The organism is Agrobacterium sp. GW821-FHT02D03, assembly GCF_059421725.1.
In genome coordinates, this window is record NZ_JBWKVN010000002.1 from 1514086 (window position 1) to 1532330 (window position 18245).

14 protein-coding genes are annotated in these 18245 nt (G+C 58.4%); 12 read left to right on the forward strand and 2 right to left on the reverse strand.

The genetic code is table 11. From position 1 onward, the window contains the following. Positions 1-21: 21 nt before the first annotated feature. Both AC07U5_RS20270 and AC07U5_RS20275 read right to left on the reverse strand, forming a co-directional pair. Positions 22-2151: a sensor histidine kinase gene (locus tag AC07U5_RS20270; protein WP_494724065.1), complete on the reverse strand. Its 2130-nt coding sequence runs from the start codon at positions 2149-2151 to the stop codon at positions 22-24. Continuing rightward, complete coding sequence (locus tag AC07U5_RS20275; protein WP_494724066.1) at positions 2148-2894, reverse strand: response regulator transcription factor; 747 nt, start codon at positions 2892-2894, stop codon at positions 2148-2150. Before AC07U5_RS20275 ends, AC07U5_RS20270 begins: the two co-directional genes overlap by 4 nt. A 185-nt stretch (positions 2895-3079) precedes the next feature. Between AC07U5_RS20275 and AC07U5_RS20280 the strand changes: the two genes are divergently transcribed. The 12 genes from AC07U5_RS20280 to AC07U5_RS20335 all read left to right on the forward strand — a co-directional run bounded on the left by AC07U5_RS20280 (position 3080) and on the right by AC07U5_RS20335 (position 18235). Then, positions 3080-4138: an ABC transporter substrate-binding protein gene (locus AC07U5_RS20280; RefSeq protein ID WP_194286689.1), complete on the forward strand. Its 1059-nt coding sequence runs from the start codon at positions 3080-3082 to the stop codon at positions 4136-4138. A gap of 98 nt (positions 4139-4236) precedes the next feature. After that, a complete protein-coding gene (locus tag AC07U5_RS20285; RefSeq protein ID WP_111846798.1) occupies positions 4237-5262 on the forward strand; it encodes an ABC transporter substrate-binding protein in 1026 nt (341 codons plus the stop codon). 94 nt (positions 5263-5356) lie between these two features. Beyond that, on the forward strand, positions 5357-7588 hold the full coding sequence (locus AC07U5_RS20290) for an ABC transporter permease (RefSeq protein ID WP_494724067.1): 2232 nt from the start codon (positions 5357-5359) through the stop codon (positions 7586-7588). Continuing rightward, the gene (locus tag AC07U5_RS20295; RefSeq protein ID WP_312804454.1) at positions 7585-8646 is read left to right on the forward strand and encodes an ABC transporter ATP-binding protein; all 1062 of its coding nucleotides are present in this window, start codon (positions 7585-7587) and stop codon (positions 8644-8646) included. Before AC07U5_RS20290 ends, AC07U5_RS20295 begins: the two co-directional genes overlap by 4 nt. Before the next feature lie 30 nt (positions 8647-8676). After that, positions 8677-9486 (forward strand): inositol monophosphatase family protein, encoded by an 810-nt coding sequence (locus tag AC07U5_RS20300; protein ID WP_494724068.1) that lies wholly within the window; start codon positions 8677-8679, stop codon positions 9484-9486. Between the two features lie 203 nt (positions 9487-9689). After that, positions 9690-10427: a FadR/GntR family transcriptional regulator gene (locus AC07U5_RS20305; protein ID WP_062441426.1), complete on the forward strand. Its 738-nt coding sequence runs from the start codon at positions 9690-9692 to the stop codon at positions 10425-10427. 64 nt (positions 10428-10491) lie between these two features. Next, positions 10492-12003 carry an ABC transporter substrate-binding protein gene (locus AC07U5_RS20310; RefSeq protein ID WP_494724069.1) on the forward strand — a complete coding sequence of 504 codons (1512 nt, stop codon included), beginning with the start codon at positions 10492-10494 and terminating at the stop codon, positions 12001-12003. A gap of 80 nt (positions 12004-12083) precedes the next feature. Then, the gene (locus tag AC07U5_RS20315) at positions 12084-13031 is read left to right on the forward strand and encodes an ABC transporter permease (protein WP_494724070.1); all 948 of its coding nucleotides are present in this window, start codon (positions 12084-12086) and stop codon (positions 13029-13031) included. Next, entirely contained in the window at positions 13028-13900 is an 873-nt protein-coding gene (locus tag AC07U5_RS20320) for an ABC transporter permease (protein WP_112519678.1), read from the forward strand. Before AC07U5_RS20315 ends, AC07U5_RS20320 begins: the two co-directional genes overlap by 4 nt. Positions 13901-13921: 21 nt before the next feature. After that, a complete protein-coding gene (locus AC07U5_RS20325; protein ID WP_494724071.1) occupies positions 13922-15706 on the forward strand; it encodes a gamma-glutamyltransferase family protein in 1785 nt (594 codons plus the stop codon). Positions 15707-15709: 3 nt separating this feature from the next. Further along, positions 15710-17536 (forward strand): ABC transporter ATP-binding protein, encoded by a 1827-nt coding sequence (locus AC07U5_RS20330; protein ID WP_494724072.1) that lies wholly within the window; start codon positions 15710-15712, stop codon positions 17534-17536. A gap of 135 nt (positions 17537-17671) precedes the next feature. Continuing rightward, positions 17672-18235 carry a cytochrome b gene (locus tag AC07U5_RS20335; protein ID WP_427928489.1) on the forward strand — a complete coding sequence of 188 codons (564 nt, stop codon included), beginning with the start codon at positions 17672-17674 and terminating at the stop codon, positions 18233-18235. Positions 18236-18245 lie beyond the last annotated feature (10 nt).

Below are 18245 nucleotides of genomic sequence, written 5' to 3' on the forward strand. Positions count from 1 at the left end.
CGTCCTTGGCGAAGCAGCAAATCAAAACGTCGAGTTACCGCCTTGCTCATCGCCGCGGGTTGGAAATGTCAGTGCCACGCGAACACCTTGCTCAGGCCTTGACGTGATCTTTGCATCCCCGCCGCTCTGGCGCATGAAGCCATAAACCATGGCAAGGCCAAGGCCCGTGCCGCCCTGTTGCGCGCGCGTGGTGAAGTAAGGTTCGAAAGCCCTGTCTATCGCGTCCTGATCCATGCCGCGACCGTTGTCCTCAACCGACACTTCCACCTCTTGCTCCAGTAGCCGTGCCGAAATGAGGATCGAGCCGCCAGTCGGTAAAGCGGCTGCGGCGTTGAGGCAGAGGTTGAGAATGGATTGTTCGAACAGGGCAGCATCCAGTGCGAGCCTCGGCAAACCGTCTTCAATTTCGAGCGTGATCTCGTTGTTAGGCCCAACCGCAATCTCGAGCACATCCATCATTGCGCGCAAAAGCGCGCCGATGTCGACGGAGGCTGGATGAATGGGTTGCTGACTGCCGATTGAGAGCATGCTGCTGGCAAGTTCGCGCCCGCGATTGGCTGCCTTGCGAATCCGATTGATGTTGCGCTGCTGGCGCTCGCTAAACCCCGTCTCGCGCTCCAGAAGTCCAAGACTTCCCGTGATGATGCCGATCATGTTGCCGACCTCGTGGCTCAGTTGATGGGTCATGCGCATGATACCATCAAGCCTTTGGGCTTTCGCCGCTTCTGCCTCCTGTCGATCAAATGCTGTGACATCGCGCGCCAGGATGACAATGCCGCCATCTGGCTGGCGTGAAATGGCAATTTCCGTGACCTGCTGATCATCGGTGCGATGACGCACCGTGATCCGATTTGCAAGCGTTCCAAGGGCTCCGTCACGCGGTAATAATTCGGGGTCTATCGCAGGGATCGTGTCGATGAACTTGCGAAGGGGCAGCTTTCTTGACGATCCACCCCGTCGGCCGACAAGCTCGATGACCCGCCTGTTCATGGTGATGGGATGGCCCGTCGCGTCGAAGAGCGCGATTCCCTCGTTCATGGTCCGGAACGTCGAACGTATCGTTCTCGCGGCCGCTTCAGCCGTGCGGCGCAGACGCGAGGCTCGATCGACGCTGTCCTTGAAGGCGTGGAATGCTTCTGACAGACGCACAAGCTCGGTTTCCGAGCCTCTATAGGCTGGGAGGGTGACATCCTGCTCACCCTTGGCAAGCGAGTTCATGCCGGTGGACAGTGCCGTGATGCCGCTTGATACCCGCATGACAGAGCGGATCGACAGGGTGGAGAGAATGACGACGATGAAAAAGGCAATCGCCACCATGACAATCAGTCGCGTCAGTGCGGCCGATGCCGAATTAAGTCCATTGGTCAGCCTCTCGGCGACCGCTCCGCTTTGCGTTTCCGTCGTGTGAGACAGGGTGCGAGACACGGTGTGGAGTTTCGACACGGACGACTGGATGGCGAACATTTCCAGAAGATACTGCGTCTGCGCGTCGAACACGCTCTTGTAAAGCGCAAACCCTTCTTTGCCGACCTGCGGAGCCGCTGCCGGGTCATTCAAGAAATAGCCGGTCTCTGCGGTGAAGCGGCGCTGTAGTTCGCCCAGTTGGAACAGGCTCGCAGAATTGGCGGCAGCCTGGACAAGGGCATTGAGACGCTGGCGAAGCGCATCTTCGTTTACCGTCTGCCGGGTCGCAATCTGGCCAAGCGCTGCAGCCGCCTCCGCCTTGTGTTGTTGTGCCGCGTCTGCATCCGCTGCAAGCGACATGGTTTGCTGACGAATGGACTGCAGAAGGCTGACGATGTCATCATTGGGAAGAGCGTTCTGGCTGTCTCCGTGCTTGTACTGCGCGATCGTCTGGAGGAGCCCATCGACTTGTGCCACGACCGCTCGGCTCTCGCTGGAGACTCGGTATGGGGACGTGGCGTTCATCAGCAGAGGCGCGCTGGAAACCAGTTCGGCAACCTGGCGGGAAACCAGCGAGGCTCGGGCGAGGCTGGAAAAGGCTTGCAGACTATAGGCCGCCATCTCCGTCTTCGCCTTATGCAAACCGTAGATCGCAACCGACGAGAGAATGAAGACCGACGAACAGATGAACACGATGGCGAAGGGCAGCCGAAACGCGATGGACTGGAGGAAGCGCCGCTCGATCACAATGGCGGCTCTGCGATTTCGGTGTGCAAGACATATCCCTTGCCCCTTCGTGTCTGGATATGCTGCGGCAAGTCTGGATTGCGCTCGATCTTGCGGCGCAGGCGCAGCACCAGTACATCGACATTGCGATCGATGAAGCGATCACTCTCCGCACCGAGGCGATCGAGGATCTGGGACCGGCTGACCGGCTTGTTCGGTGTCTGAGCCAGTATTTCCAGGAGAGCAAACTCGGCGCTGGTCAGCGTCTTGCTGCGATCTGCAAGGCAGAGTGCGCGTCGTGCGGACAGATCGACCGCCCAGTCACCAAGCCGCAAAGAACTCGCCTCATGCTCGCGCTCCGGCTCCTTCTCTACCTTGAGCGATGGCGCGATGCGGCGAAGGACCGCCTTGATGCGAGCCGTCAGTTCGATCGGCTCGAAGGGTTTTACGACATAATCGTCGGCCGCTGTTTCCAGCCCGAGGACACGTTCGGTGGCACTGCCGGCGGCCGTGACCATCAGGATGCCGACATTGAGCCCCAGGTTCGTGCGGACGCGTTGAGCAAATGTCCTCCCGGAAATCCCGGGCAGATTGTGGTCGAGCAGAACGATATGGAACTGGTCGCGCCCTAAAATCGCGGTAGCGTCTTCGGCAGAATGGACGACCGTGGGTGACCAGCCCTCGGCTTCGACAAGATCCGCAATCAATTCTGCCATATCCGGATCGTCCTCGACGATCAGAATCTTGATCCTCTGGTTTTGCAAAATGAAGTCCTCCCAGCATCGATCATAGGCAAGAGCGTGGGATTATTCAAAAGGTCGATGATGACCGGCCCTGTCAGATTTGTAACATTCGTAACCGAATGTCCTTGCATGATCCAATCGTTGAAAAATCGGTAACCATTCAGCGATTGCGCAAGCGGTCGGTTCTGGCATTCTCTGCGGCAAGAATGGAACGGGGAGGTTCCAGGGAGGATCGATTGAAATCACTGCTTGCGGCATTGAGCGCCGGGCTGATCCTGTGGGTTGGCGGCGCGGCCTTTGCACAGGACGGCGGGAAGCTGAGCGTGCTCTGCGCGGCGGACGAAGCGTGGTGTGGGGCAATGCAACGCGCCTACGAGCTGAAAAGCGGCGTCCAGACCGTGATGGTGCGCAAGAGCACGGGTGAAGTTCTCGATCAGATCAGACGGGAAAAGAATGCACCAACCGTTGATGTCTGGTGGGGCGGCACCGGCGACACGCATCTGCAGGCGGCGTCCGAAGATTTGCTAGAGGCCTACGCTTCCGTACATGAAACCGAGGTTCTTCCCTGGGCTCAGAATTTCTTTGCCATGTCGGGTGGGCAGGCGGCGGGGATTTACGCCGGTGCGCTCGGCTTTGCCTACAATAGCGAGCTTCTGCAAAAACAAGGCCTTCCGGCGCCAACGTGCTGGAAGGATCTGATCAGCGAGGCCTATCGCGGTAAGATCGTCACGCCCAATCCCAACTATTCGGGTACGGCCTTCACGATGCTTGCGACGCTCGTGCAACTCTTCGGTGAGGACGAGGCGTTCAGCTACATGACGGCGCTTGATCGCAATGTCACCGATTATACCAGAGCCGGTTCTGCTCCGGTAAAGGCTGCCGCTCGTGGAGAAGCGCTGATCGGGATATCCTTCATGCACGATGCGGTGACGCAGAAGGAGGCGGGCGCGCCGCTTGTTATCGTCGCCCCTTGCGAGGGCACAGGATATGAGATCGGCGCGGTCAGCATCATTCGTGGCGCGAAGAACAGGGACGAGGCAAGGCATTTCGTGGATTTTGCACTGAGCCCAGAAGGGCAGGCGACAGGGTCTGCTGCCGGGCAGAACCAGGTCCCTTCCAACGCGAAGGCAGTCCTGCCACCGGGAGCACCCGACCTCTCGCTTATCAAGATGGTCGATTATGATTTTGCGACATTTGGCAATCCAGAGGAAAGAGGCAGACTTCTTCTAAGGTTCGATACGGAAGTCCATCCGCCCAGCCAATAAGCGAGCAACCTTAACCGGGACAGACGGCAGCGACGGCATGCCGAATGGCGAAGCCATGTCCTGAGATCAGCATTCAGACGCACATCATGGAGGAAAACATGCGACTGACACTTATTTCCAGCCTGCTTCTGGCAGGAACAACCTTGATGAGCTTACCCGCCCATGCGGCCGGTGACCTCAACCTCATCTGCGCTGCAGATGTGGTCATCTGCGAACAAATGAAGGGCGACTTCGAAAAGAGCCACGACATCAAGGTCAACATGGTGCGCATGTCGTCCGGCGAGGCATACGCCAAGATCCGCGCGGAAGCGCGCAATCCGAAGACCGATGTCTGGTGGGCTGGTACCGGCGATCCGCACCTGCAGGCAGCATCTGAAAACCTGACGCTCGAATACAAATCCAAGATGTTGGACCAGCTGCAGGATTGGGCAAAGAACCAGGCAGAGAGCGCCGGCTACAAGACGGTTGGCGTCTATGCCGGTGCTCTCGGCTGGGGCTACAACACCGACATCTTCAAGAGGAAGGGTTTCAAGGAGCCGAAGTGCTGGGCAGACCTGCTTGACCCAGAGCTGAAGGGCGAAATCCAGATCGCCAATCCGAACTCTTCGGGGACGGCTTACACGGCACTCGCGTCGCTTGCCCAGATCATGGGTGAAGATCAGGCCTTCGATTATCTGAAGAAGCTGAACGCCAACATCTCCCAATATACCAAGTCCGGTTCGGCACCCGTGAAGGCGGCTGCCCGTGGTGAGACGGCGCTCGGGATCGTCTTCATGCACGATGCCGTCGCGCAGACAGCGGAAGGCTTCCCTGTGAAGTCGGTCGCCCCTTGCGAAGGCACGGGTTACGAGATCGGCTCCATGTCGATCGTCAAGGGCGCGCGCAATATGGAAAACGCCAAGATCTGGTACGACTGGGCGCTGCAGGCCGATGTGCAGTCGCGGATGAAGGACGCCAAGTCGTTCCAGCTTCCATCCAACAAGAATGCTGAAATCCCGAAAGAAGCTCCACGCTTTGAAGATATCAAGCTGATCAACTACGACTTCAAGACCTATGGCGATCCTGCAAAGCGCAAGGCCCTGCTGGAACGTTGGGACAAGGACGTTGGCGCAGCCGCCAACTGATAGCTCCCTCCTGCCGCCTTCGTCTTCAAGTCTTCGACTGGTTGAGGGATGAAGGCGGCCCCTTTCCGATACACTCAAATTTGTGAGGTTGACCATGACACATGGCAATCGCCGGCTGGACATTGTTCTGGCCGTGGGACTGGCGGCCCTTGTGCTTGTTCCCTGGTACCGCATTGAAGGCGGTTTCTACGGCCTCGGCTGGCTGGCGGAATTTCCGCTGTCCAGGGCGGTCGCTCCCGGCATTCTTCAGATGGTGTCGGAAGGTCGCGTCTGGCTGTTCGGCGTTCTTGGGTTTTTCCTCATGGGAGCGATCGCACGGATCGTACCGGACAACGAAAAGCGTGGCGCCTTGCTGGTGATAGCGGGCAGCCTCGGTCTTGGGTTCCTCGTCCTTCAGGGACTGGCAATCGGGTTTTCCGGCTGGACTTGGCAGGCGACAGAAAGTCTCTTTGGCCCCTTGGCGGATGGTCAGCCTTCCAAGGGTGCAGGCGCGGTGACGATGGCCTTCGTCTTTGTCCTTTTCATCTCCTTTGGGCTTGCCGAACGAGGTTTCATGAAGGGCGATGCCTTTATCGTCTCATGCATCTCGCTGCTGATTTTTCTTGTGAGCGTCTTCGTCTTTTATCCGATCGGCAGCATGATGATCGGCGCCCTTCAGGACTTCGACGGTTCCTTCAATCCTGACGGCTTCATCCGCAACATGCGCGACCCAGGCATCTGGAGCCTTGACTGTGTCATGGGCGGCAGTCGTTGCGGCGTGGCATGGAGAACCCTGTTTCTGGCGATCATGACGGCAGCAGGTTCCACCATCCTCGGTCTTGCCTTCGCACTGGTGGCGACAAGAACACGCTTTCCTTTCAAGAAGGGTTTGCGTCTGTTGACGGTGCTGCCGATTATCACGCCTCCATTCGTGATCGGCCTTGCACTCACGCTGCTCTTCGGGCGCGCAGGTGTCGTGACCGAATTCATGTCTGGCGTCTTTGGCGTCGAACCAGGTCGCTGGCTCTATGGTCTGCCAGGCATCTGGATCGCTCAGGTTCTCTCGTTCACGCCCATCTCCTTCCTTGTCCTCATCGGCGTTGTCGAAGGGGTGAGCCCTTCCATGGAAGAAGCGTCGCAGACGCTTCGTGCCGACCGCTGGCGGACCTTCTGGCGCGTATCCCTGCCGTTGATGAAGCCTGGCCTCGCAAACGCGTTCCTGATCGGCTTCATCGAAAGCATGGCCGACTTCGGCAACCCGCTGGTGCTGGGTGGAAGCCATGGCGTTCTCTCGACCGAAATCTTTTTTGCAGTGGTTGGTTCTCAGAACGACCCTTCGCGAGCGGCCGTGCTCGCTATCGTCCTGCTTTGCTTCACGCTCTCTGCCTTTATTGCGCAGCGCTTCTGGCTGGCGGGAAAGAACTTTGCCACGGTGACGGGCAAGGGAGACAGCGGCGCGCATATCGCGCTGCCGAAGTCGATGTCCATTGCAGTCCACGCGCTGGTGGTTCCGTGGATGATCTTTACCGTCGTCGTCTATGGCATGATCCTTGTCGGTGGGTTTGTGAAGACCTGGGGCTTGGACAACACTCTGACGATCGATCACTACGTTCGCGCCTTCTCCGTCAGCATCAGCAACGGCTCCATCGCCTGGACCGGCGTTGCCTGGAACTCCTTCTGGACGACGATGGAAATCGCGCTCATCGCTGCGCCACTGACGGCGGCCGTCGGGTTGCTCACTGCCTACATCATCGTCAGGCAGAAATTTGCCGGGCGCAATCTCTTTGAATTCGCATTGATGATGAGCTTTGCTATTCCGGGCACGGTCATCGGCGTGAGCTACATCATGGCATTCAACCTGCCACCGCTTGAAATGACGGGCTCGGCCCTCATCCTGATCCTGTGCTTCGTGTTCCGCAACATGCCGGTTGGCGTACGCGGCGGCATCGCTGCCATGAGCCAGCTGGACAAGAGCCTGGATGAAGCTTCCATGACGCTGCGCGCAAACAGCTTCCGCACCATACGGCTGGTGGTGCTGCCGCTGCTTCGTCCCGCGATCCGCGCGGCACTCGTCTATTCCTTCGTGCGCGCCATCACGTCCATCAGTGCTGTGATCTTTCTCGTCAGCGCCCAGTACAACATGGCGACATCCTACATTGTCGGTCTCGTTGAAAATGGGGAATACGGGGTGGCGATCGCCTACTCGTCCATGCTGATCGTCGTCATGATCACCGTCATTGCCGGCTTCCAACTCGCGGTTGGAGAAAGACGCCTTCGCCGTGAAAACCGGGTTGCCGGCGTTTCCCTAGCTACATCCCCATCCAATCCTCAGGAGAAAGCCGCATGATTACCGTCAAACCCGGCTCAGTCGTTTTCCAGAATGTTCGCAAGACCTTCGGCGCGTTTACTGCCATACCGGATCTCTCCTTGACGATCGAACCGGGCACGCTCGTGACGCTCCTCGGTCCATCCGGTTGCGGAAAGACGACGACCCTTCGAATGCTTGCTGGCCTCGAGCATCCGAACTCCGGCCGTATCCTGATCGGCGACAAGGATGTCACCATGCTACCCGCCAATGAGCGCGACGTGTCGATGGTGTTCCAGTCCTATGCGCTGTTTCCGCATATGAGTGCGCTGGACAATGTGGCCTATGGCCTTCGATCCTCCGGGCTAAAGAAGAACGAGGCGCGTGACAAGGCGGAGGAAGGGCTGCGCCTTGTCGGTCTCGCCGGCATGGGCCATCGTCTACCTGCCGAACTTTCCGGCGGGCAGCAGCAGCGCGTGGCAGTTGCACGAGCCCTTGTGCTGGAGCCGCAGGTGCTCCTGCTCGACGAGCCCTTGTCGAACCTCGACGCACGTCTGCGCCGAAGGGTCCGAACCGACATTCGTGAACTGCAACAGCGCATCGGCTTTACGGCTGTCTACGTCACGCACGACCAGGATGAGGCGCTGGCGGTCTCCGATCGCATCATCGTCATGAAGGAGGGTGAGATTGCCCAATCGGGAGCACCGCGCGAGCTTTACGAAGCCCCGGCATCGTCCTTCATTGCGGACTTCATGGGCGAGGCAAATGTCGTACCTTGCGAGGTCATCTCACAGTCAGGCGAGGAAGCGATCGTCCGGATCGGTAAGACGGAACATCGCATTCCAAGCAGGCATCCGCGCGCTGGCGCGGCAAAACTCGCCGTTCGTCCAGGGTCTATCCGGATCGGCGCGCCGGGCGAGGCCGGGATGCCGGGACGCGTGCTGCACACCGCCTATCTCGGCGGGCACCTGGAATACGAAGTCGAAACGGAAGTCGGCACACTGTTCATCGTTGATCACGACATGAACCAGACTGTGAACGAGACCAGCGATGTCACACTCAGTTTTAAAAATCGTGGCATAGCGCTCATCGACGCGTGACCTTAGTGAATTCAATCAAGGACATTGGAAATGACAGAACGGAATGGCGCCCTCGAACAGCGCTTTGCGCTTGCACAGGAATTGGCGGCTGAGGCTGGTGCGATGGCGCTCGACTACTTCAACAAGCGCGACAGCCTGGTGATCGAGACGAAGAGAGATCTTCAGGACGTCGTCTCGATCGCCGATCGCAACGTCGAAACCATGCTGCGCGAGCGCGTCGCTGCGACCTTCTCCGGCGACGGATTTCTTGGCGAGGAGCATGGCTATGACGACGGTGTCTCTGGCTACACCTGGGTGGTAGACCCGATCGATGGGACCGCGCCTTTCGTCAACGGCATGCCGAGTTGGTGCGTCTCGATCGCCGTGGTCCGGGAAGGAAAGCCAGTCGTCGGCGTGATCCGCGTGCCATGTGCCGACGAGACTTACGCATCTGCTGAAGGACATGGCGCGACCTTGAACGGCAGGCCTTTGACGCTTGATCCTTCCAGAAATATTCAGAACGCTCTGACCGGCATCGGTTCCAACAATTACGTGACGCCGGAGAGAGTTGGTCGGATCAGCAGTGATGTCATGGCGCGTGGCGGCAATTTTATCCGCAACGGCTCCGGCGCGCTAATGCTGGCCTATGTGGCTGCAGGCCGGCTGGTCGGTTACTATGAACCCCATATGCGAGCATGGGACTGCATGGCCGGTTTCTGCCTGGTGAAAGAAGCCGGCGGGCAGGTCATGCCGTTCTCGCTGGAGGGGGAAAAGCTCTTCGAGGGTCAGCCTGTTCTCGCAGGAAATACATCATGCTATCAAGAGCTTGTGGAAATTCATAAAACCGGTTTGGCAGCTTGAGATTGCTCTAATTTAAAAATCATCTTGGTGCTTTTAGAAAGCAGCGGTCCGCATCAAGGCCGCTGCTTTTTCCATATGTCTCAGGCAAGCATATTCGCTGGATGGTGCCTTTTCTGCATAAAATTTCTGCGTGGATAAAATTTGAGCTTGACGAATGAGCTTGTTCGGCATTCATTGAACCAATGTGAAATTGGTACGCACCAATGAATGAGAAATCCAACATCGCTGGTCTCGACAATGCGAATTACGCGCTTGAACGTCTGCGCGAACTTATCGCTGTAAGTGCTTTTGGCCGCGATGGAAAATTGCCGACGGAGCGCACGTTGAGCGAGCGACTTGGTGCGGGCCGCCGTGAAATTCGGCGAGCACTGGAAGTGCTTGAAGCGGAAGGCTTGATCTGGCGTCGCCAAGGAGCAGGCACGTTCCTTGGTCAGAAGCCCGATAGCTGGGGCGACCATGCGGCAAGCCTCGTCCCCGGCACGAACTTCATGGAAATCATGGAGGTGCGTCTTCGCATCGAACCGCAACTGGCGCAGCTTGCCGCCATGCGCGCCAAACCCTCCGACATTCTGCGCATGCGCGAAACCTGCGCCAAGATCTACGAGCGCACCGATGCGGATTGGCGGGAGCTTTGGGATGGTTCGCTCCATCGTCTGATTGCGCAGAGCGCGGGCAATCAGCTTTTTCTGTCGCTCTTCGACGTCGTCAATCGCGTGCGCCAAGACCCGTCCTGGCAGGCGGTTCGCGAACGTGCACGTCGGCTCGATGACACGCTGAAGGAATCGCGCGACCAGCATGCCGAAATCATCGACGCGATTGCGGCACGCGATCCTTCCAAGGCAGGTGAGGCCATGCGCAATCACCTCCTGACATTGCAGGAACGCCTTATCCGCCAGACATCGATGGATCATCTCGATCACGGATCGAAGGGAGAGATCTGACAGACATCACCGCGGCAAGAACCGGAACACCGGCTGCCTGAACACCATCCAGAGGAAGAACGACATGAGACAGATCACCAAATTTTCCGCCACTCTGCTGACCGCAGCATTGCTCTCCACCTCGGCCTTTGCCGCGGATATTCGTATCGGCTTGCAGGACGACGCCGACGTGCTCGATCCCGCCCAATCGCGAACCTTCGTGGGACGCCTCGTCTATACCAGCATGTGCGACAAGCTGGTGGATCTCGACAACAATCTGTCCGTCGTTCCGCAACTGGCCACCAAATGGGCCTGGGGCGACAATGGCAACACGCTGACAATGGACCTGCGTGAAGGCGTCGTCTTTCATGACGGCACGCCGTTCAATGCCGAGGCGGCCGTCTATACGATCGAGCGCAACATGACGATGCCGGAATCGCGCCGCAAGAGCGAGCTCGCCTCCGTGGCGAAGGTGGAAGCGACCGGCGAGTACCAGATCAAGTTCACGTTGAAGAAGCCTGATGCCAGCCTGCTGGCCCAGCTCTCTGACCGCGCCGGCATGATGATTTCGCCGAAGGCCGGTAAGGAACTCGGCGCGAACTTCGGTTCCAAGCCGGTTTGTGCCGGACCATTCAAGTTCGTCGAGCGCATTCAGCAGGACCGTATCGTGCTGGAAAAGTTTGCCGATTATTGGAACAAGGATAACATCTTCCTCGACAAGGTGACCTTCCTGCCGATCCCGGACACCACCGTTCGTCTGGCCAATCTGCGCGCCGGCGATCTCGACATGGCGGAACGCATCTCTGCTTCGGATGCGGCGTCGGTCAAGGACGATCCGAAGCTGACCTATGGTGAAATCGTGGGACCGGGCTACATGGCCATGTATGTCAATATCGGCAACGGTCCGAAGGCCGACAATCCTTTCGGCAAGGACAAGCGCCTGCGCCAGGCTTTCTCGCTTGCCATCGACCGCGAGGCGATCAACCAGGTCGTCTTCGAGGGGACGGCAATGGCCGGTAACCAGGCATGGCCACCGACCAGCCCCTGGTACAACAAGGACGTCCCCGTGCCGGCGCGTGACGTGGAAAAGGCAAAGGCGCTGATGAAGGAGGCTGGCTTCGACCGCTACGAAATCGAGTTGCAGCATGCCAACAACACCACCCAGACGCAGATGATGCAGGTCATCCAGGCCATGGTGGCGGAGGCTGGCTTCGATGTGAAACTGAAGGCAACCGAATTTGCGACACTGCTTTCCGAGCAGACGGCGGGCAACTACGTGCTTTCACGCTCAGACTGGTCTGGTCGTTCCGATCCCGACGGCAATATCCACCAGTTCGTCACCTGCAAGGGTGGCATCAACGACACCAAATATTGCAATCCGGAAGTGGACAAGCTGCTCGACGAGGCGCGTGCCTCGACTGACGATGCGGTTCGCAAGGAGAAGTATGACGCGGCGACCAAAATCCTCGATGACGATCTGCCGCTGATCTATCTCGGCCATCAAGCCTATCTCTACGCGACGTCCAAAGCCGTGACCGGCTTCACCCCTTCATCCGATGGCATGATCCGCCTGACTGGTGTGAAGAAAGGCTCATAAGCCCTTGATGTTCCGTCGCAGGCGCTGGCAACAGCGCCTGCGCCAATCTCCGGCACACCGGTGTTTCAAGGATCGATCCAATGCACATCTATATCGGCAAGCGGCTTTTGGTTGCCATACCGACGCTGCTTATCATTTCCATTTTTGTTTTCTCGCTGCAAAAGCTTCTGCCGGGCGATCCTATTCTCGCCATGGCGGGCGAGGAGCGCGATCCTGCCGTCATCGAACTCCTGCGCGAGCGGTATCGATTGAACGACCCGGTCGTTTACCAGTATTTCTACTGGCTCGGCTCGGTGCTTCAGGGGGATTTCGGCATATCGCTGAGGACCAATCAGCCGGTTCTTGAATTGATCGGCCAGAAGCTGCCAGTCACCATCCAGCTTGCCGTGATGTCGATGTTCTTCGCGCTGATCATCGGTGTGCCGATCGGCATTCTTGCTGCCGTCAAACAGAATACGTGGATCGATTATCTTTCGAACATCGTGGCGCTGTCCGGTCTCTCTATCCCGAATTTCTGGCTTGGTATCATGCTCATCCTGCTGGTGTCGGTCCATCTCGGTTGGCTTCCGGCATCAGGCTACGAATCTATTTTCGTTGATCCTGTTCGCTCGATCCAGACCATGATCATGCCGTCCTTCGTTCTGGGTAATGCGCTGGCCGCGACGCTGATGCGTCACACGCGATCTGCCATGCTCTCGGTGATGAAGTCCGACTATATCCGTACCGCGAGAGCCAAGGGACTATCCAGCTGGCAGGTGGTGCTCAGCCACTCCTTCAGAAACGCTCTCCTGCCCATCATCACTTTGTCGGCGCGGCTCTTCGGAGAATTGCTGGCCGGTGCGGTTCTGACCGAGCAGATCTTCACCATTCCAGGCTTCGGGAAGCTCATCGTCGATGCCGTCTTCACGCGTGATTATGCCGTCGTCCAGGGTGTGGTGCTCTGCACCGCAATAGGCTTCATCCTGATGAACCTTCTGGCCGATGTCGTCACGGTTCTACTCAATCCACGCATGAGGGCTACCATATGAGTGTGACCGTTCAGATAGCCGCCCCGGTCGCCAAGCGCTCGCAAAATCGCGCATGGAAAAAGATGAAACGCAACAAAAGCGCCATCGCCGGTCTCATCATCATCGTTTTCTTTGCAGTTATTGCTCTGCTCGCACCCGTTCTGCCGATCGCCGATCCCTATGCCACAAGCTGGAGCGCCATCCGCAAGGCGCCGTCGGCGGCACATTGGCTTGGCACGGACGATATCGGTCGTGACATCCTCTCGCGTATGATCTGGGGCGCACAGGCCTCACTGATGGCGGGCGTCGTCTCCGTGTTCATCGCGGTCATCACGGGTGTTCCGCTCGGTCTTATCTCCGGCTATTTCGGCGGCTGGCTCGACCAAGTGATCTCGCGCATCACGGAAGCTTTTCTGGCAATGCCATTCCTGATCATGGCGATCGCGCTTGCCGCCTTTCTTGGCCCAAGCCTCACAAATGCGATGATCGCGATCGGTCTTTCTGCCATGCCGATCTTCATCCGGTTGACACGTGCACAGGTGCTTGCAGTCAAGACGGAGGACTATATCGAAGGGGCGCGCTCGATCGGGCTCGGTCATCACGATATCATGCTTCGCTACATCCTTCCCAACATCGTGCCGCCTATCATCGTTCAGGCGACATTGACGGTGGCAACCGCAATCATTGCCGAGGCAAGCCTCTCCTTCCTTGGCCTTGGACAGCAGGCGCCGGCGGCAAGCTGGGGCTCAATGCTCAATGTGGCGAAGAACTATCTTTCACAGGCACCCTGGATGGCCATCTGGCCGGGTGCAGCCATCTTCCTCGTGGTGATCGGTTTCAATCTCCTGGGCGATGGCCTGCGGGATGCGCTCGATCCGCGTGAACACTGATAATCCCGAAGGACTGATCTTATGACTGCATTCACAACTCGCCCTGAAATCCTCGGCACCTTCGGTGTCGTGACCTCCACGCACTGGATTGCATCCTCGGTCGGCATGAGCATTCTCGAAAAGGGCGGAAACGCTTTTGACGCTGCCGTGGCGACCGGCTTCGTGCTCCAGGTTCTCGAACCGCATCTGAATGGTCCAGGCGGCGACATGCCCGCGGTGATCTATTCGAAAAAGAAGGACAAGGTCGAGGTGATTTGCGCACAGGGTCCGGCCCCTGCTGGCGCCACTATCGAGCACTACAAGGGCGAAGGCATCGACATCATCCCCGGCGACGGTCTGCTGGCAACCGTGATTCCGGGCGCCTTCGACGGCTGGATGCTGATGCTGCGCGATTACGGCACGATGAGTGTCCGGGACGTGCTGGAGCCCGCCATCCACTATCTGGAAAACGGCCATCCGCTGCTGGCGCGCGTTTCCGCCTCGATTGCCGGACTTGCGCATTTCTTCCAGACGGAATGGCCGACATCCTACGAGACATGGGTGCCGGGCGGTCACGTTCCGCAGCCACTGTCAAACTTCAAGAACCCTGTTCTTGCCGAAACCTGGAAGCGGATCGTCAAGGAGTCCGAAGCCAAGCCTAGTCGTGAAGCTGGCATTGAAGCGGCACGCGACGCCTTCTACTGCGGCTTTGTCGCTGAGAAGATTGCCGACTATCTCGCTGAAGCCGAGGTGATGGATGCCAGCGGTTCGCGCCACAAGGGTGTTCTGACAGCCGATGACATGGCGGGCTATCAGGCCACCATTGATGCACCGACCACCTATGATTATCACGGCTGGACGATTGCCAAGACAGGTCCGTGGGGGCAGGGGCCGGTGCTGTTGCAATCGCTCGCGCTGTTGAAAGGCCTTGATATCGGTAAGATGGATCCGGCTGGCCCGGATTTCGTCCACACCGTCGTCGAGGCGATGAAGCTCGCCTATGCTGACCGCGAGGTTTACTACGGAGACCCGGACTTTGCGCAGGTGCCGATGCAGACCTTGCTGTCGGACGCTTACAATGACGAGCGCCGCAAGCTTATCTCGGACCAAGCATCGATGGACCTGCGTCCAGGACTCGTGCCCGGCTTTGAGAACCAGCGCGATCTGACGCTCTCCATGCTGAACTCGATGCAAGGCACCGGTGCGGTCTATGAGCCGACCATGTCGCATCTGACTGAAAAGCGCGGTGACACCGTCCATATCGATGTCATCGACCGGGAAGGCAACATGGTCTCGGTCACGCCATCCGGTGGCTGGCTGCAGAGCTCGCCCATCGTTCCTGGCCTCGGCTTCTGCCTGAATTCCCGCGCGCAGATGTTCTGGTTGAAGCCGGGTCTTCCGACCTCTCTTGCGCCGGGCAAGCGTCCCCGCACGACATTGACGCCGTCCCTGGCACTCTTCGAAGGTCGCCCGACATTGGCCTTCGGAACGCCTGGTGGCGACCAGCAGGACCAGTGGCAACTGTCCTTCTTCCTGCGCTATGCCCACTTTGGACTGAACTTGCAGGAAGCAATCGATCTGCCGCTATTCCATACGTCGCACTTCCCGGGGTCTTTCTATCCACGGACCCGCCAGCCCGGTAACGTCATGATCGAGACGAGCGTCGGTGACGATACTCTACGCGAATTGCGCAGCCGTGGTCATGACGTCACGCCCGCCGAACCTTGGACCGTGGGCCGTCTGACGGCAGCGCGACGCGATCACGATGGGCTGCTGCGCGCAGCGGCAACACCACGCCTGATGCAGGCCTATGCTGTGGGGAGATGAGCCATGACCGCCAATGGGCAGACGTCTACCGAAACAGTTCTGCGTGTCAAAAACCTGACGACCTCCTTCAAGGTCGATGACGAATGGAAGACGGTGGTCCGCGGACTTTCCTTCGAGGTGAAAGCCGGGGAGACGGTCGCGATTGTGGGTGAAAGTGGTTCGGGCAAAAGCGTTACCTCGCTATCGCTGATGCGGCTTCTCGATCCCCTGTTTAGCCGCATCGAAGGTGAGGTGGAACTCAACGGCAAGGCCATTCTCTCGCTTTCGGAGCAGGAGATGCGCCATGTGCGCGGCAATGATGTTGCGATGATCTTTCAGGAGCCGATGACATCGCTCAATCCGGTCTTTACCATCGGGCGGCAGATTTCCGAGGTGCTGATCCGGCATAAGGGGATGACCAAGGGTCAAGCCAGGGACGAAACGATACGGCTGCTGGAAAAGGTACGCATTCCCAATGCTGCTGGTCGTTTCGACGAGTATCCGCATCAATTTTCCGGCGGCATGCGCCAGCGTGTCATGATCGCCATGGCGCTGGCCTCTAAACCGAAGCTTCTGATCGCCGATGAACCGACGACCGCGCTCGACGTGACGATCCAGGGGCAAATCCTCGACCTGATCAAGACCTTGCAGGAAGAGGAGGGCATGGCCGTCCTCTTCATCACCCATGATATGGGTGTCGTCGCCGAAATTGCCGATCGCACCATCGTGATGTTCCGCGGCGACCAGGTCGAGACCGGCGACACCGCGGATATCTTTCACCGTGGACAGCATCCCTACACGCGCGCACTTCTGGCAGCAGTGCCGAAACTTGGTTCGATGGATGGACATGGCAGACCCCTGCGCTTCCCCAAGGTCGATATGCAAACGGGAGAGGTGGGCGAGAGCGTCGAGGTCGCGGACACCGTGGAGGGCGGCCTGACGCCGGTCCTTTCGGTCAAGAACCTTGTCACGCGCTTTGCCATCCGCTCCGGTCTCTTCGGCCGGGTGACGGGTGCGGTGCATGCTGTCGAGAATATCAGCTTCGATCTCTTTCAAGGTGAGACGCTTTCCCTGGTGGGTGAGTCCGGCTGCGGGAAGTCCACGACGGGCCGGTCGATCACCAGGCTCGTGGAGCCGGAGTCCGGTGAAGTCTCTCTCGACGGTTACGATGTGCTGAAGCTCGGCCCAACGGACCTGCGTTCGTTACGGCGAAGCGTGCAGATGATCGTCCAGGACCCGTTCTCAAGTCTCAATCCGCGCATGACTGTGGGGTCTGCTGTGGCCGAGCCAATGATCAAGCACCGCATCGCATCACCATCGGATGCGCGTCGAAAAGCGGCTGATCTGCTGGAGCGGGTCGGATTGTCATCGACCATGATGGATCGCTACCCGCACGAGTTTTCCGGCGGTCAGCGTCAACGCGTGGCGATTGCTCGCGCTCTCGCGCTCAATCCGAAAGTCATCGTTGCCGATGAGAGCGTCTCCGCCCTTGATGTGTCGATCAAGGCGCAGGTCTGCAATCTGCTGATGGATCTGCAGGAGCAGTTCAAAATCGCCTTCCTTTTCATCAGCCATGATATGGCGGTTGTCGAGCGCGTTAGCCACCGGGTGGCGGTGATGTATCTTGGAGAGATCGTCGAAATCGGCCCGCGTACGCAGATCTTTGCCAATCCACAGCACGCCTACACGAAAAAGCTGATGGCAGCGGTGCCTGTGCCAGACCCAGCCCGCCGCGGCATTCGGCGCAATGCCGGTATCGAAGAGCTGAAAAGCCCTGTCCGCAGTGTCGGCTATGTCGCGCCCAAGAGGGAGTACCGTGAAGTTTCGCCGGGACATCTCGTACTGGCCTGATCGGGCCACAATGAATGTGGTCAACAGCGTGACCTGACATCGGGTCACGTTGGGGTCACTCGGTGCCTCGCAAACGTACCGCACCGATTTCCATTCATGCCGACAACTATCCTTGGCTCCGTCCGTTGTGGCATGATGATGCTCAATCCTGGAGGAGTCATGAGGATGAGTGATCGATCGCTGCCGGATATTCCAAGATACAGTGCCGCTTCTCGGCTGCTGCACTGGATCGTTGCCATCCTGGTTTTTCTGACATGGCCGCTTGGGCTGATGATTGGCTTCGTCAAAGATGAAGTGAAGCTCGACTTCTACCTCGTCCATGAAAGCCTTGGCTTTCTCATCCTTTGGGTCATGTTGCTCAGGGTTGGAGTCAGGCTGTATCGACGGGCGCCGCCAATAGAGGGACCGGCGCTGGAGCGGATTGCCGCCCACTCAGTCCATGGTCTGCTCTACCTCTTCCTCATCATCATGCCAGTGTCGGGTTTTCTCGCCACGAATGCGCATGGCTTTCCCCTTGAGTGGTTCGGACTGGTGCCCATCTGGAGCCCGATCGGAAAATCTCCAGACATCGCGCCGACATTTTCAGCGATCCATGAATGGAGCGCGTGGATCATTTTGGCGTTGGTGGCGTTACACATGCTGGCTGTGATCTTCCACCATTTGATCCGCCGGGACGCCACGCTTTACCGCATTCTTTAAAGGGACGTCG